Source organism: Geomonas diazotrophica, from assembly GCF_019063885.1.
GTDB lineage: Bacteria > Desulfobacterota > Desulfuromonadia > Geobacterales > Geobacteraceae > Geomonas > Geomonas diazotrophica.
This window is the reverse complement of sequence record NZ_CP077684.1, coordinates 2,509,528-2,525,202: the sequence shown is the minus strand read 5'-3', so window position 1 is coordinate 2,525,202 and position 15,675 is coordinate 2,509,528. Positions and strand designations below refer to the sequence as shown.

The following is a 15,675-nucleotide window of genomic DNA, read 5'->3' as shown; positions in this document are numbered from 1 at the left end:
ATTTTATGGAGATCATAAAATGGTTCCGAAACTTAAAATATTGCTTGTTGTACGCTGGCCTATTGGCGGTATTCGAACCTTCATTCGTTACGTATACCGACGATTCGACGCCACAAAATATCAATTCACCATTCTAGCTCCTGAAAATTTCGAACTTGATATACTAGCGCAAGATCTTGCATCCTTAGATATTGAAATTTGTAGGCTTTCTGAATACCCATCCACTTTCGAAATATTTACCAGCGTTCTTAGGCTTGTGAGTTCTGGTAGATTCAACCTCATACACTCACATGGATTCACATCGGCCCTTTGTTCGGCTTTTCCTGCGTTCATTTTCCGCATCCCCCATATCTTCACGTCACATGATATGCTCTCAGCTGCCCAGTTTAGGGGCTTTTCCGGAAAGCTTAAGCGGCTAGTAATCGGGTTAGCTCTCAGATCAATTACCTCAATACATTTAGTAAGTCACGATGCTCTTTCGAACCTCTCCGAATTCTATCCTTTCATCACACAGCAGAAGGGTAAGTGTGTTGTCATACCTAACGGTATCGAAAGCTCAATTTTTACGAACGCTAAGGTTAAAGATCTTCGGAGTGAATTGAAAATAAGTGGTCAGAGCTGTTTTTTAATCGGATTTTTAGGGCGTTTTATGGCGCCTAAAGGTTTTTGTTATTTGGTTGAAGCAGTTGAAAGACTGGCACAGTCAGAAACATTGTCATCTCAAATTAAAATCGTAGTTTTGGGGAGTGGCGGCTTCTTTCTGGAAGAAAAAGCTGCTTTAACGGAACGAGGGCTCGATCAATATTTTTGTTTTCTTCCTTTTTCAGCAAATGTCGCAGAGATCATTAAGGGCCTGGACCTCGTAGTCATTCCGTCCATTTGGGAAACCTGTCCACTTTTGCCTATGGAGGTGTTGGCTTGTGGGACGCCGCTGTTGTCGTCGGATTGTATAGGACTGCGCGAGGTAGTTCGCGGGACTCCGGCATTTGTTGTGCCGTCTAAAAACGCGCTGGCAATCGCAGATGGAATAAAATTCTTCATGGAAAATGATAGGCGCGTCCAATTTTCCGAATTTGCCCCGGAAGCCGCTAGACGTTACGATGTGGGTGAATCCGTGCGAGCATTGGAATCTTTAATAGAGTCTATAATTGGCTCTGCATCGGTTACTGGGTAGTTTAGTTCGGCTACAAAGAATGGCTGCTTAAATGACTGTTGTCTTTTTGGCGAGTACAAGAGGTTGTCATGATTGACTCTGTATATAAAAATTTTGTTTATCCTCTGATATTTTGCTTTAAAGGCTTGAATGTTAAGTCGAAGATTGCTCAAATATCTAAATTGGATAAACAACACTTTAAAGAAGTAAAGAATCTTCAAGTGGTAAAGCTTACCGGACTTCTCGATATTGCGCTCTCTAGATCACCTTTTTACCGCAAAGTTATGGCCATGAAGCAGGGGGACATCCCAGGCGGTTTGGACGCGATTGGTCAGTTTCCTGTACTCACAAAAGAAGTAATCAGAGAAGTCAGTGCCGATATGCTGACGAATTGCAGTGTTGCTGTTGCACGAACTACTGCAGGCACTACAGGGGTTCCTGTTACTGTTTATGTCGACAAAGAGGCACTATCTTGGCAATTGGCGACTCGGTACTACTTTTTCGGAATACACGGTATCAACATCGGAGATAGAGAGGCGCGCTTTTGGGGGCGCCCCCAAGCGGGGATAAAATTTAAAATCAGGGACTTTTTCCTCAACCGTAAGCGGTTTAACTTTTGTGGGGATAAGGACCAATTGCTCATTCAGGTGAAGTCACTTGTCAGTTATCAACCCGATTACTTTTACGGTTACTCATCTTTGATTCTAAATGCTGCTATTGCGTGTGCAGAGCATTCGGTAAAACCGTCAGGTCTAAAAGCTATAATATGCACCGCTGAGTTGCTTACTCCCCAACAACGTGCTTATATCAAATCAGTGTTTGCATGTCCCGTTATCACTGAGTATGGATGCACTGAATCTGACATCCTGGCATTTGAATGTGAATTTGGGCGGTTGCATGTGATGTCTCACAATGTGCTCATAGATGAATCCAGTGGTTCAGGCAATTTTGTATACACCGATTTGAATAATACCGCGATGCCGATAATCAGATATGACCTCGGCGATGATGTACAAATAGATCTTGATTGTCGTTGCGAATGTCAAAGAAATTTACCTGTGATATCACAGTTGAAGGGAAGAACAATCGATCAAATCATAACTTTACCTGATGGTAGTACTATACACGCGGTTCAGTTCGCATATTTAATCGAGGATATCACAAATTCAGGATATGATTTATTACAATTCAGGATTGTATATCAACGAGGAAAACTGAAATTTATCATTCACATGAACGGAGACTGTGTATCCTTTGAAAAACTTTTGTCGGATGGGATAGAGAAAATAATTAATGGAAGGGTTCCATACTCTATCAAATTTGAAGTAGTTGAGACAGAAGCTGATCAAAAATTCAGTTATTTTGAGATAAAACCGTAGGGACGAGGACTGTGGTGGACATCAGTGTTGTTATACCTGCTTACAACTGCGAAATGACGATAGCCTCCCTTCTGGACGCGCTTAAACACCAGGAAACTGCTTACCGGTATGAAGTCATTGTCGTTAACAATGCGTCTTCCGATCAAACGGGTGCGATACTTAGCAGTTATAAAAGCTCCTTTCCCGTGCCGCTTATAATCACTCACCAGCCCCGCGGGGCTACAATTGCAGCCGTACGGAACTCCGGCGTAAGATGTTCTAGTGGACGTTTGATAGCCTTTATAGACAGTGATTGCCTCCCCCCCAGCAACTGGCTACAGCAGGGGGGAGAGTATTTTGTCGAGTATGGAGAACAGATACTGGTTGCGGGAGGATGCTCTCCCCCCGCTGACGGCACTTGGGTCGAACGCGCTTGGAATTCCGTCAGGGCTGGTCATAAGAACGGTTCGTTCTTCGTTCACGGCGCAAACTTCTTTATTTCCAGGTCTTTGTTTGATGCGTTGGGTGGGTTTCGTGAGAATATCGAGACATCTGAAGATTATGACTTAGGCCGCAGGGCGGCCCAAAGTCATAGGGTCATTGCAGCGCCAGAATTTACGGTTGTTCACTATGGCGAGGCCAATACTTTATACAAGAAGTTTGTTAAAGAAAGATGGTATGCACAACACATGCTGGACACCTTCTCTAGTAACTACCTCTACAAGCCATTCTGGATCTCAGTTGCTTTCCTGCTAAACATTTTTGTTTTATGTGCTAGTTTGCTTTATGAAAAATTTTATTTTGCAGCGTTATTAATAGTAACGATATTAGGTCTCCCGTGCTTTCTTTCTTTTTACTTCTGCAAACGCGCCAAAAATTTCGAGCACTTCATGCACTTAATACCTGTTTGCGCAGCTTACATAACTGGTCGGGCAACGGGGATGATTGACTCCCTTATTTCCGAATTTATTGTTAAAAAGCACTGACTTCACTTGGGCAGTGCAAGTTGATTACTGCTTCATTTCACAGGTGTGACGGTCACATTTTTCGGCGCCGTCGGGATGGTACCTATTGTCACTGCTGTACCGGTACTATTGACGACTCCGTTCAAGTCCATGACATATAGGTAAGCCGATTGCCCATTTGGGAAACTACCCGCATTAATGGGAGCGGTAATTTGCGTATCTGACCATGCCGTCACAGGTTGAATCTCGCAGTGAGCACCTGCAGTCCAGGTGGGTGAATCACATATTTCGACGTGCTGCCACGTTTTGCTCAGATAAGCATCGTCTATCCATTTTTGCCAGGTCAATCCTGTGTTGTTTGTGTCCCAGTTTGTCATCCCTCCAAAAAAGTCAACGGTTATCCAACGGTAATCATTTGTGTCCCGTGTGACAAGATTCTTAAGGTCGACTTGTGGTACTCCATCAATCAATATCTTGATCGCACCATCGCCAGCGCCACCAACTGATGATTGTTTATAATATGCATCGACGCGATGCCACGTACTCTCTGATGGTTCCTGTGGATATGTTTTGGTCGTTTCTGACGTTGCGTTTTCTGTCTTGTAATTTGTAAACCACCAACTACCGACCCCACCTGTTTTGGAATAGGGTTTATCTGGAATCCCGTATGTAAGGTCATTGCCAAAAATTCTTGCTAACTTAGTTTCTCCTGTAGTGCCCAGTGGTCGCGGGGTGTTGTACCGGAACCAGAAAGTTTGATAGTAAGTCAAAGAACTGGGCAATGGCGTTGTTAGGTTACCTACAGTGAAAAAACTCCAATGGTAGCCGTTCGAGTGCAACGCATATGCTGACTGCGTTCCGCTATGTTTTTGTAAAGTTGTATAAGTGGCTTTCGGAGTAGTATTTAGGGTCCAAGGTACACTTCCTGCCATCTGAGTGACCAAGTAACTATTAGCAGTTCCGGAATCAAAGTTATCCCAGAAAAGCGGGGCCGTCACACCAGCGTCAGTCCCGAAACCTGAACCGGATACTACAAATGCGTTTCCTTGCCGCGTGACCGCAGAAATTGTCGGCGTAGCGTAAACAGGCAAAGATATTGTTGCCACGATAATCATCGAGGCTAAAACTGATTTGAACGGTTTCATAGTACTGCTCCTCTCAACGTCATAAGTGAGATTATGTTATTAGGGTGACTGAGAACCAATATCTCTGTCACAAAAACAAGTTAAGGTAATCGCGCATGCTTATGCACGACTGCTGTTTCCGCGCCCGGGGGCTTTCAATCAGGTGACTCAGCCTCTCATTTTTTCTTTCCCGCTCTAGTGTTCTTCACAGTTACGGACATGCTCGCAGATTGAGAAACGTTGCCCGCCGCATCATACGCTTTTGCCGTAAGGGTGTAGCTCCCGTCCGGGTATGCGGTCGTGTTCCAACTGTAACTGTATGGGCCGAGGGTGTCAGTGGCTACCAGGGTGCTGCCTATGTAGAAGTCAACTTTGCTTACCCCCACGTTGTCGCTTGCACTGGCTGTCACGGTGACTGTGCCGGAAACTGTAGCGCCGGCGGTGGGATACGTTATCGCTACCGTTGGAGCGATGGCGTCATTGGCGACAGTAACGGTTGAACTCTGCGAAACTCCAACGTTTCCTGCTGCGTCGTACGCTTTCGCTGTCAAGGTGTAGGTGCCGTTGGCATCCAGCTTGGTATTCCAACTGAAGCTGTAAGGTGCGAGAGTGCTGGTACCGACAAGCACCCCGTTTTTGTAAAACTCGACCTTGCTCACGCCTACGTTGTCGGTAGCGTTAGCCGTGACTGTCACTGTACCGCTTACTGTTGCGCTGCTTGCAGGGGAGGCCAAAGAAACTGTCGGGGCGATGACGTCGTTGAAGACGTTGACCGTGGTTGTCTGCGATTGCCCTATGTTTCCCGCGGCATCGTAGGCCTTGGCGGTGATGTTGTACACGCCGTTCGCGACGGTCTTCGTGTTCCAGTTGTAGGTATAGGGCGCCATGTTGGTGCTGCTCAGAAGGGCGTTGTTCAAGTAGAAGTCGACCCGGCTCACCCCCACATTGTCTGTGGCAGAGGCGGCAATGCTCACTGAACCGCTTACTGTGAGGTTGTTGCTGGGCGAGGTCACAGAGACTGTGGGTGCCTGGGTGTCGTTGGCGACGGTTACCGTCACGCTCTGGGACTGGCCGACGTTGCCTGCCGCATCATAGGCCTTGGTCATGAGGGTGTAGCTTCCCGGCGCAAGCGCGGTGGTGTCCCAGGAAAAGACATACGGGGACGCCGTGTCGGTGGCCTTCAGGACACCGTTGACATAGAACTCTATCTTGGTCACCCCGACGTTGTCCGTAGCATCCGCGGTTACCGAGACGACTCCGGCTACCGTGGTTGAAGTGGCGGGGTAGGTGATGGAGGTGACAGGGGGCTGCATCTCCGGCACCGATACTATGTTGGAGTATGTGCTTTCGATGCCGCTGGCATCGTAGGCGGTCACCGCGAAGCTGTAGGAATGGGACGGGTCGAGGTTGGCAACGCTTGCCGTGGTTGCTGTCTGCACGTCGATCGGGGCGGGCCCCAGAAATGGGGTCGTCTGGGAGTCGGCCTGGTAGTGGACCTTGTAACCCACCACCGAGGCGTCGGCCGAGGGGTCCCACTGCAGTGAAACCGTGGAAGCGGAGGCGGTTGCCGTCATCGCGCCCATGGAGAGTATGGCGGCGAGCACCGAGTTGACGCAGAGCTTTTGCAGCCGCACCACGTGGTTGATTTGGCTTTTGCGGGCGAAGCCTTCGGATACGATGACTTCACCGAGCCGCTGGCCGGTCTGTTTCTGTCTGGCCAGGGCCTGATCCAACTGTTGCCGGCTGATCTGGCCGGTTGCCACCAGCAATTCGCCCAAGCGCAGCGGGTTGCTTGCCGGGCTTTCCTGGTTGTGCTGCAGGTCCAATAGACCTTTCAACTGCAACTCGGTGAGCATGCCCAGGCGGACGAAGACCTGGCCCAGTCTCTCGCCGCTTCGATGCTGCTCCGCTATCGCCTCGTCAAGCTGTCTGGCCGTGATCTTTCCGGATTGCACCAGCAGGGCGCCCAAAAGCTGTCTTTGCCCGGCTGCGAGCTTGACCGCGTCTTCCAGGCTGGTCAGGTGTTCCTGGACCATAAGGGGGGCACCGATGTCGCTCGGACTCAAGACGCCCATCCTGACCAGGACCCCGCCGAGAAGTTCGTGGGTCTGTTTCTGCTGCTCCAGGGCGCGGTTGAGGGCGCGCCTCGATACGAATTTCCCGTCTATCAGAATCTGCCCGAGGGCGCGTCTAAAAAAGCTCCGCATGATCAGCTCCTTCCTGCGGGACATAAATGCGTCCCATAGCGGCTTGTGGTCGACAGTGGCCTGGATCAACATGGCTGATATGAAGTGGCGTCGATCGAGTGCGGCTGGTCTTCTCCCTTTTCTAACTGCTGTATCTTACAAAGACAAAATGCAATCTGCCCGGTGATGGTTGACACAATTCTTGACTTTTATTCTCTATTTGTCAAGGGTTTAGCTGGTTAGAGCCTGCCGTTGTGAGCGCACTAATGGCGTTCTCCTAAAGAGAGATATGCGCTCTGTCAGTACCGGTCATGACCCTGCCCGAATTGGTCCACCGGCTGTTCACTCGAGTCATGCCGCTTATTGGAACGGTGTGCATCGCTGTTACTGGGGCGGAACCTGAGCGCGACCGAGTTCCGGGGGCGGGGAGTCGGTGGACGGAAGCACAGGATGGTTTGTTGGTTATTTATAATCTGTTGCACCGCAATAGCGTATCCGATATCCGAGAGGGGTCAAGCAGGGGCTGCGTGACGGCATCTAACCGTTTAATCGATTAAAAAACGGACATAATTTTCCTCGATTGTGATTCAAATCACCAACTTTGTTGCGCTGCTCTGATAAAAGGAAACCTACAATTTGGGTACACGACAATACTAAACCATCCGCGAGGGTGGGACGGAAAGCCTATAGGGTCTCTCTGAGACAGCCGGGTCGCCGAAATGCCTGCACTACAGGTCTTGGTGCCCGGTTTTTTTGTGTCTTGAGCACGGGCTCCGCCTCTCGTGGAGGTCCGTGTTGAAAGCACAGCATGTTCTGCAGTTGCTTGTTATTGCCTTTTTTCTCGTTCTTGTTCCTGTCGCAGCTTTCTCCTCCAGCGTGAACCTTCAGTGGGACCCTTCCTCCGACCCCGACCTCGCCGGGTACCGGATTTACTACCAGGCCAACTCTTCGTCCCAGCCTTTCATCGGCAGCGGCGCCGTGGAAGGGGCGGCCCCTGTCGATGTCTCCACCACTACCACGGCTTCCATTAGCGGCCTCGATCCCGGCAGCTCCTACTATTTTGCAGTAACCGCATACAATTCCAGCGGCGTCGAGAGTGTCTACTCGAACGTCGTACAGGTGAAAGAGATGGTCCCTCCGGTTGTGGGGATCACGTCACCTTCGGCGAGTGCGACCGTGACCGGCTCTGTTGCGGTCTGGGTCAGCGCCGTCGACAACGTCGGGGTGAGCAACGTGGAGTTGTACGTGAACGGGAACCTCCTGGCCAGCGGCAATTCCGCCCCCTATGCGTTCAACTGGCCTACTGCCTCACTTGCCCCGGGCCAGTATACCCTCACAGCAAAGGCGTACGATGCAGCCGGTAACGTGGGCACCGCCGAGGAAGTTGTCTATGTTGCCGGTGATACGGTGGTCCCGACCGTCACCATAACCGGGCCGACCAACAACAAGCAGGTAAGCGGCACCGTGGCAGTGACGGCCAGCGCCACCGACAACGTCGGAGTGACCGGTTTCGCCCTTTACGACAACTCGACCCTTATCTACGCCGCCAACCAGGGGACACTCAACTACAACTGGAATACGGCCAGCGCCGGAAACGGGAGCCATACCCTCGTCGCCATAGCCTCCGATGCTGCCGGAAACGCCGGCTCCGCCAGCGTGATCGTAAACGTGGCCAACGATCTTGTCCCCCCAAGCGTCAAAATCATCTCCCCTTCCTCACTGGTACTCAACAACGCCAACCTGAAGGTCGCCGCTTCGGCCCAGGACAACGTGGCCGTGGTCAGGATGGAGGTCTTCCTGGATGGGGCGCTGCTGTTGGGCACCAACTCGGGCTCCATCAGCGCAACGGCCAAGGTCGGTGCCGGCACCCATACCGTCACCGTCAACGCGTATGATGCTGCGGGAAACAAGGGGAGCAAGGCGGTCTCCGTGTCCAGGTAGTTCCGCTTGTAGACAGAGAACGAAGCGGGCACGGGATGAGATCCTGTGCTCGGTTTTATGGGAACAGATGAGTTGATTTTCACTATAAATCAAATATTATGCCCACCCGACGGTGGGGTGCTCCATCCAACCGAATACAGGTAGACGATAATACTAAACCATCCGCGAGGGTGGGACGGAAAGCCTACAGGGTCTCTCTGAGACAGCCGGGTCGCCGAAATGCCAAGTACTGGTGCTGCGGTCCCGGCTTTTCTTTTTCCCTCCTTCCCGGCGAGAAACGCACAGGGCCCAGACCGATCCTTGGGAGTCAACGATGGAAGTATCTGGAAGGGCGGTTTTTTTGTCTCTGTCCGCGTTGTTTTTGTTATTGCTGTTGGCCACCCCTCATACAAGCCTTGCCGCCGCGGTGACGCTGGCATGGGATCCCAGCCCGGACGCCGATCTCGCGGGATACCGCATTTACTACCAGGCCAACAATAGCTCTCTTCCCTTCCAGGGAACCGGAGCCGTTGAAGGAAGTGCCCCCGTGGATAGCGGTAAAGTCACCGTGGCGAGCATCAGCGGGCTCGACCCCGCCAACTCCTATTACTTCGCGGTAACCGCTTACAATTCGGGTGGACAGGAGAGCGTCTACTCCAACATCGTACAGATCCCCGAAACACTGCCCCCCGTGGTCAGCGTAACCTCGCCCGCCGACAACACCTCCGTAGCCACAACCATCGCCATCAGCGCTGCAGCGACCGACAACGTCGGCATCGCAAAGGTGCAGTTCCTGGTGAACGGCACCCAGGTCTATGAAACCAGCACCGCTCCCTACACCTACACTTGGAACGCTGCGGCACTCCCCCCTGGCAGCTACGCCATTGCAGCCAGGGCGGTTGACCTGTCGGGTAATGAGGCTGTCTCCAAAGCGGTGAACGTTTCGGTAGTCGGGGACGTGATCTCGCCCACCGTTTCACTGGCGGCGCCCCCTTCCGATGCTGCAGTAGCCGGGACGATCAACGTATCGGCAACCGCCAGCGACAATCTCGGTGTTGCCAAACTCGAATTGTCCATCGACGGCACGCTTTTGCTGAGCAGCAACCAGAGCCCGGTAAGCTATACCTGGAATACCACCGGCTTTGCCAACGGCAGCCACCTCATCAGTGCCCGAGCCTACGATGCAGCCGGAAACAGCAGCGTTGCGTCGGCGACGGTCCTAGTAGATAATGGTACCAGCCAGACCGCCTCGGCCTCCACCTCGACCTCGACCTCGACCTCCACCTCCACCTCGACAGCGGTTCCGCTTACGTTGGCAGACGCGCAGCTTGCCCTGCAGGTCGCCTCTGGTCAGCTAAGTCCCACCGTCGAGCAGACTCAACGCCTGGACCTGGCACCCTACGTGAACGGCCAGTCACAGCCCAACGGCAAGGTCGACACCGGCGATGTCGTGGTCATCCTCGCCAAACTGACCGGAAAGCTGTGAGAGGAACAAGTGATGAACCTACCGGCTCAAAGGTGGCCAGATCTGCACCAGGAGCTGAAGGAGGAGCCATGGAGATTTTGAAACGATTGCTGCTGTGCGGGATCATGCTCCTGATTACGTCCTGCGGAGGCGGGGGAAGGGGGACCCCCCCTGGAAATGTGGACAGCTCCGCTCCCACCGTCTTCCTCTCCGGTCCGGCCAACGGCTCGACCGTTACCGGCATCACCGCCGTCACCGCAGACGCAAGCGACGACGTCGGGGTGACCAGGGTCGACTTCTACCTCAACGGCGTCAAGCAGGGGAGCGACGGTACGGCTCCCTATACCTACCTCTGGGATCCCTCGACTCTTGCCAGGGGAAGTTACACCTGGACCGCCAAGGCCTATGACGCCGCCAATAACGAGCGGCAATCCGCGGGCGTAACGGTTACGGTCCCGGTCTACGCGACCATGACTACCGTGGTGAGCGGCACCGGCGCGGTAGGTACCGTGGCCCTGGCTGGGCTGCCGGTTGCCGCCCCTTACGGCCTGAACTTCGTGGTGACCATGCCTGCCGGCGCCACCCTGTCGGCGGTCAGCACCTCGGGGCCTTACGCGGGCAGCGGTCTCGCCAGCATCGCGGGTGCCAACAGCCTCATCCTCGCCAGCAGCAATATAGCCTCCGGCGAGATCATGACCGTGACCTTCGCCAATCTGCCGGTGGGTGCTCAAGCGAGCGAGTTCGGCGTAGCACTGTCGGCGGTGTACGACGGTAGCGGCAACCAGATTCAATAGGATTTGCAGGAGAAAAGTAGCGCCCGGGCAGGGAAATGGGGGCGTCGTTGCGACCGAAGGAGCATCGGTTGCAGGCGGAGTTGAACGCAGAACGTAGAACGTCTTCTGGGTTTTAATGCCTCTTGCTGTTGCTGCGTGTATCGAAGAAGTTCTTGTTGAGCAGGATCGCCTTGCTGTCCAGGATGCTGATCACATCCGACTTCTCAAGGCTGCGCAGCACCCGGCTCATGGTTTCGCGGGTGACCGAGGCGTAGCTGGCCATCTGCTGGTGGGTCATCTTCACGTCGATGATAACGCCGCGGTCGTCCCGGACTCCGTACAGCTCCCCCAGCCGGTCCAGCAGGGACAGCACCCGGTCCTGGGCGTTTTCGGCGTTGAAGCTGAGGATCTTGATCATCTCCCATGATTCGCGCAGCCGGCTGCAGAGCAGCTCGATGATCTTTCTTCGGATCTCGTCGTTGCGGATCAGGTGCTGCTCGAAATCGCTCTTGTGCAAGAGCCCGATCACCGAGTCCTCGTGGGCTATGATGGTGGCCGGGGAAGTCTTGTTGTCCAGCAGCGACATCTCTCCGAAGAAGTCGTTCTTCTTGTGGATGGTGATGATCTGCTCCTTCCCCTCGTCGTTCATTTTCACTACCCGCACCTTGCCGGAATAGATCAGGTACATGTAGCTGGAGGTGTCCTCCTCATAGAGCACTATCTGTTCCTTCTCGTAATTCTTCTTTCTGAACAGTTTTTCCACCTGGTCCACCTCGTCAGGCGTCAGAGATGAGAAGAAAGGAATGCTGCTAATGATATTCGATTCGTGCTTATTTCTCGACGATGTAGGACAAGTCATCACAGTGCCTCCGGCTCACATTTTACCTCAGCCATTCGAGTGTTTAACACAAACAATTAGCACTTGTCAATTTATGCCTTAGGCTGTATAGGTATAGCAGGCATTGGCCTGTATTTTCTGCCTGTGCTGCCGGCGGTTGGCCCTTGCTGGCAGGCGCGTAGCGAGCGCCAATGACATCGGCACGGGCTTTGAGTTAATTCTTCACCCGTCGGAGCAGATGGGAGGGCCTCCGGGGAGAACTTTGCTGCCGGCCTTGCCCGAGGGACAATGATGGCTCTTATGCTGATTTCAGTCTTTCTGCTGCTGGTATCCGTGCTGCGCATCGTGCTGCTGGAGAGACGAAGCGGAACGCTCAGCTATATTGCCGCCCCCTTTTTCACCATAGCGGTCCTGGAACTTTTCGACTTCTTCGCCCTGAACAATTTCTGGCCGGAAATAGAGTGGAAGCGGTGTGCCCTGTTCGTCGAGGCGCTCTTGCCGTCTCTTTGGCTCCTGCTGAGCGTCACCTACGCCCGAGAGATCCCGGAGCGGGGACTCTCGTTGAAGAACCGCTTGCTGGTCGGCGCCAGCTTACTGCTGGTGCTGGTCCCCGCGTTCCTGCCGTCGGCTTCCTTCTACTACGCGCCGGATTTTCCCGCCGAACCGGTGCTGTTTCTGGGCGACGTCGGCTATTACTTCTATGTCGCCATCCTGGTGCTGCTGGTCGTGGCCCTGATCAACTTCGAGTCCACCCTGGTTAACGCCTCCTCGGAGGCCCTGTGGCGCGTGAAGCTCGATATCGTAGCGCTCGGCTCGATGCTCGCCGTGCTCATCTTCTACTATTCGAACGCCCTGCTGTACCGCTCCCTCAACCTTGAGCTTGCGCCGCTGCGCTCCCTGCTTTTCTCGATCGCCGCGGTTATGATGCTCTACGCCCGTTCCCACTGGCGCGGCAGCGCCCGTGTCAAGATCTCCCAGGCGGTCGTGCTGAAATCGGTGGTCGTGGCGACGGTCTCCGCTTACCTGCTCATGCTCGGTCTGCTTGGCGAGGGGATGAAGTATTTCGGACCGCAGTTCCCGCGGGTGCTCACCCTGTCCCTGGGGTTCATCGGGGGCATCCTGCTGCTGCTGCTCCTCCTCTCGGACCGCGCCAAGCGGGAGCTGAAAGTGCTGCTGCACAAGCACTTTTACCAGAGCAAGTACGACTACCGGGCACAGTGGCTGGGGCTGACCGAGAGGCTGTCCACCTTCGAAAACGGAGACGATCTGGTCAGGAGGGTGCTCCTCGCGTACTGCGAGATCTTCGGGGTTCATGGCGCTGCCCTTTACCAGCACCAGCAGGGGTGTGGTTGGTACTGCGTGGCCTCGAACCTGGAACTGGAGCCGCTTCGGGAAACCATCAGCGATGACAACCCGATCCTGACTTCGCTGCGCGAGAGGCAATGGGTCTTTTGCAGCAGCGACCCCAACCGTGACCTGACCGAGCAGGAGTGGGACTTTCTCCAACGCTACGGCATCTCGTTCGTGGTTCCACTTTTCGAGGGGGAGGCGCTTTCCGGCTTCATCGTGCTCGGTGCGCAGGTCGTGCCCGACGAGCAGTACCGCTATGAAGATTTCGACCTTATGAAGACCATCGCGCGGCAGGTGTCGGTGGCCATGCAGCATCAGCGCCTCACCGAACAGCTCACCCAGTCCAAGGCCATGCAGGCCGTGGGAGGCTTGGCGACCTTCGTGGTGCACGACCTGAAGAACCTGGCGGCGACCATTTCGCTGGTGCTCGAAAACGCACGGGAGCATATCGACAACCCGGAATTCCAGCAGGACATGCTGACCAGCCTGGGTAACACCACCAAGAAGATGCACCACCTGATCGGGCGGCTGCGCAACCTGGGCGAGAGCGAGCTTTTGCAGAGGCGCCCGGTGGATCTCTTTGCCCTCACCCAGAGTTGTGCCGGGATGATGCAGGGGAGGGTGATCTCTGTGCAGGGAAGCCAGCAGATCGTCCTGGGGGACCGGGAGGAGTTGCAGAAGGTGCTATTGAACCTGTTCCTGAACGCGGTGGAGGCGTCGTCCCCCGAGGCTCCCATAGCGGTGGAAGTGGGCTGCAACGGCACCCCGTTTGTGAAGGTAACCGACCAGGGCTGCGGCATGTCACCGCGCTTTATCAGAAACGACCTGTTCGTGCCGTTCCGCAGTTCCAAGCAGACCGGTCTCGGTATCGGGCTGTACCAATCGCGTCAGATCGTGACGGCCCATGGCGGCAGGATCGATGTTTCCAGCGTGGAAGGGGAGGGGACCGTATTCACCGTCCACCTGCCCGTTGCCGAGGAGGATTCGGCCGGCGGCGTCATCAAGGCCGCGTGAAGGAGGAGTTGGTGAGAAAGCTTCTAATTGTCGATGACAATGAGGATATCAGGCAGCAGTTGAAATGGGGCTTGACCCAGGAGTACCAGGTGCTTTTGGCGGCCGATGCCCGGGAGGCTCTGTCCCTTTTCAAGAGCGAGCACCCCCCGGTGGTGGTGCTCGACCTGGGGCTTCCCCCGTACCCGGACAGCTCGGTAGAGGGGTTTCGCTGCCTTGACGAAATGCTGGGGTTGAACCCGGTAACCAAGGTCATCATGCTGACCGGCAACAACGAGCGGGAAAACGCGCTGAAGGCGATGCGCATGGGCGCCTTCGATTTCTACGCGAAGCCCCCGGTCCTGTCCGAGTTGAAGGTGATGATCGGGCGCGCCTTCCACATCGCCAACATCGAGGAGCAAAACAGCGCGCTCTCCTCGCTCGGCGAAGCGGAAGAGCAATGGGGCATGACCGGCAAATGCGCCGAGATGCAGGCAGTCTACACCACCATCCGGAAGGTCGCAGCCTCCAACGCGCCGATCCTGATCGTCGGTGAGAGCGGCACGGGCAAGGAGCTGGTGGCGGCCGCGATCCATGAGGCGAGCCTGCGCCGCAAGGGGCCCCTGGTGGCGATCAACTGCGGCGCCATCCCGGAGAACCTCCTGGAGAGCGAGCTCTTCGGTCATGAGAAAGGCGCCTTTACCGGCGCCCATACCGCGGTGAGGGGCAAACTCCAATACGCCCACAAGGGGACCCTCTTCCTGGACGAGATCGGCGAGCTCCCGGTGAACCTGCAGGTGAAGCTGCTCCGCTTCCTGCAGGAAGGGACCATCCAGCGGGTAGGCGGAAGGGAGGAAATTCCTATCGACGCCCGTACCACCTGCGCCACCAACATAGACATCCAGAAGGCGATCGAGGAGGGGCGTTTCCGCGAGGATCTCTACTACCGGATCGGCGTTGTTACCATCAAACTCCCCCCGCTGAGGGATCGCGGCGACGACGTGCTCCTGTTGGCGGACAATTTCCTTAAGTTCTATTGCAAGGAGAACAAGAAAAAGGTGCGGCTGTCGCCTGCCGCCGTCGCCTTCCTGAAGCGGCACGACTGGCCCGGCAACGTGCGCGAGTTGAGAAACCGCATCCAGCGGGCCGTCATCATGTGCGACGGTTCCAGCATCGGCCCGCTTGACCTTGGCTGCGATTTCGAGCCTCCGCCGATACCGGCTCCCAGCAACGACAGCCTTTCCCTCAGGGAGGCGCGCGAGCGGATGGAGCGGGAGATGATCCTGAGCGCGATAGAGCGGCAGTCCGGCAACATCCTCAAGGCCGCCGAGGAGCTGGGCGTGAGCCGCCCCACCCTCTACGATCTGATGAAGAAGCTCTCCATACATCAGTAAATCCGGTCGACGTTCAACGTTTAAATCCTGGTGCGCGCACGCGAGACCATGACGTTGGGCGCTCTGACCAAGCTGTTTCTCCTGTCACCCGCCTTTTCCCCTCGCCCTCCGGGAGAGGGGAAAAGGCGGGTGAGGGGGATGCTATCTGCAAGAATTCAG

At 54.8% G+C, this 15,675-nt stretch carries 11 protein-coding genes and 2 riboswitches; of the genes, 8 read left to right on the top strand and 3 right to left on the bottom strand.

What is annotated here, in order from left to right; all coding sequences use genetic code 11:
• Positions 1–19 precede the first annotated feature (19 nt).
• From KP003_RS10950 to KP003_RS10940, 3 genes are all read left to right on the top strand, one after another.
• Entirely contained in the window at positions 20–1,174 is a 1,155-nt protein-coding gene (locus KP003_RS10950; RefSeq protein WP_216788296.1) for a glycosyltransferase family 4 protein, read from the top strand.
• Between the two features lie 68 nt (positions 1,175–1,242).
• A complete protein-coding gene (locus KP003_RS10945) occupies positions 1,243–2,532 on the top strand; it encodes a phenylacetate--CoA ligase family protein (RefSeq protein WP_216788295.1) in 1,290 nt (429 codons plus the stop codon).
• 14 nt (positions 2,533–2,546) lie between these two features.
• Positions 2,547–3,497 (top strand): glycosyltransferase family 2 protein, encoded by a 951-nt coding sequence (locus KP003_RS10940; protein WP_216788294.1) that lies wholly within the window; start codon positions 2,547–2,549, stop codon positions 3,495–3,497.
• 32 nt (positions 3,498–3,529) lie between these two features.
• Here the strand turns inward: KP003_RS10940 and KP003_RS10935 are convergent, their stop codons facing one another.
• Together KP003_RS10935 and KP003_RS10930 are read right to left on the bottom strand one after the other, a co-directional pair.
• Positions 3,530–4,621: a hypothetical protein gene (locus KP003_RS10935; RefSeq protein WP_216788293.1), complete on the bottom strand. Its 1,092-nt coding sequence runs from the start codon at positions 4,619–4,621 to the stop codon at positions 3,530–3,532.
• Positions 4,622–4,776: 155 nt separating this feature from the next.
• Entirely contained in the window at positions 4,777–6,807 is a 2,031-nt protein-coding gene (locus KP003_RS10930; RefSeq protein WP_216788292.1) for an Ig-like domain-containing protein, read from the bottom strand.
• A gap of 621 nt (positions 6,808–7,428) precedes the next feature.
• Positions 7,429–7,505: riboswitch (cyclic di-GMP riboswitch) on the top strand.
• Between the two features lie 76 nt (positions 7,506–7,581).
• On the opposite strand from KP003_RS10930, the gene KP003_RS10925 reads away from it, so the two are divergent.
• The 3 genes from KP003_RS10925 (at position 7,582) to KP003_RS10915 (ending at position 10,965) form a co-directional block, all read left to right on the top strand.
• Positions 7,582–8,727: an Ig-like domain-containing protein gene (locus tag KP003_RS10925; RefSeq protein WP_216499820.1), complete on the top strand. Its 1,146-nt coding sequence runs from the start codon at positions 7,582–7,584 to the stop codon at positions 8,725–8,727.
• A 142-nt stretch (positions 8,728–8,869) separates the two neighbouring features.
• Positions 8,870–8,946: riboswitch (cyclic di-GMP riboswitch) on the top strand.
• A gap of 94 nt (positions 8,947–9,040) precedes the next feature.
• A complete protein-coding gene (locus KP003_RS10920; protein ID WP_217299600.1) occupies positions 9,041–10,192 on the top strand; it encodes an Ig-like domain-containing protein in 1,152 nt (383 codons plus the stop codon).
• 68 nt (positions 10,193–10,260) lie between these two features.
• A complete protein-coding gene (locus KP003_RS10915; RefSeq protein ID WP_216788290.1) occupies positions 10,261–10,965 on the top strand; it encodes an Ig-like domain-containing protein in 705 nt (234 codons plus the stop codon).
• 112 nt (positions 10,966–11,077) lie between these two features.
• Here the strand turns inward: KP003_RS10915 and KP003_RS10910 are convergent, their stop codons facing one another.
• On the bottom strand, positions 11,078–11,707 hold the full coding sequence (locus KP003_RS10910; RefSeq protein ID WP_239027511.1) for a Crp/Fnr family transcriptional regulator: 630 nt from the start codon (positions 11,705–11,707) through the stop codon (positions 11,078–11,080).
• 375 nt (positions 11,708–12,082) lie between these two features.
• Between KP003_RS10910 and prsK the strand changes: the two genes are divergently transcribed.
• A complete protein-coding gene (prsK, locus tag KP003_RS10905) occupies positions 12,083–14,146 on the top strand; it encodes an XrtA/PEP-CTERM system histidine kinase PrsK (protein WP_236027001.1) in 2,064 nt (687 codons plus the stop codon).
• A gap of 11 nt (positions 14,147–14,157) precedes the next feature.
• Positions 14,158–15,516, top strand: coding sequence for a PEP-CTERM-box response regulator transcription factor (gene prsR, locus KP003_RS10900; protein ID WP_216499815.1), 1,359 nt, complete (start codon positions 14,158–14,160; stop codon positions 15,514–15,516).
• The last annotated feature ends 159 nt before the right edge of the window (positions 15,517–15,675 follow it).

Excerpts from the sequence above, each read along its gene's own strand:
- KP003_RS10930 (WP_216788292.1), bottom strand. The coding sequence starts at position 6,807 with ATGCGGAGCTTTTTTAGACGCGCCCTCGGGCAGATTCTGATAGACGGG.
- KP003_RS10935 (WP_216788293.1), bottom strand. The coding sequence starts at position 4,621 with ATGAAACCGTTCAAATCAGTTTTAGCCTCGATGATTATCGTGGCAACA.
- KP003_RS10950 (WP_216788296.1), top strand. The coding sequence starts at position 20 with ATGGTTCCGAAACTTAAAATATTGCTTGTTGTACGCTGGCCTATTGGC.
- prsK (WP_236027001.1), top strand. The coding sequence starts at position 12,083 with ATGCTGATTTCAGTCTTTCTGCTGCTGGTATCCGTGCTGCGCATCGTG.
- KP003_RS10945 (WP_216788295.1), top strand. The coding sequence starts at position 1,243 with ATGATTGACTCTGTATATAAAAATTTTGTTTATCCTCTGATATTTTGC.
- KP003_RS10920 (WP_217299600.1), top strand. The coding sequence starts at position 9,041 with ATGGAAGTATCTGGAAGGGCGGTTTTTTTGTCTCTGTCCGCGTTGTTT.
- KP003_RS10915 (WP_216788290.1), top strand. The coding sequence starts at position 10,261 with ATGGAGATTTTGAAACGATTGCTGCTGTGCGGGATCATGCTCCTGATT.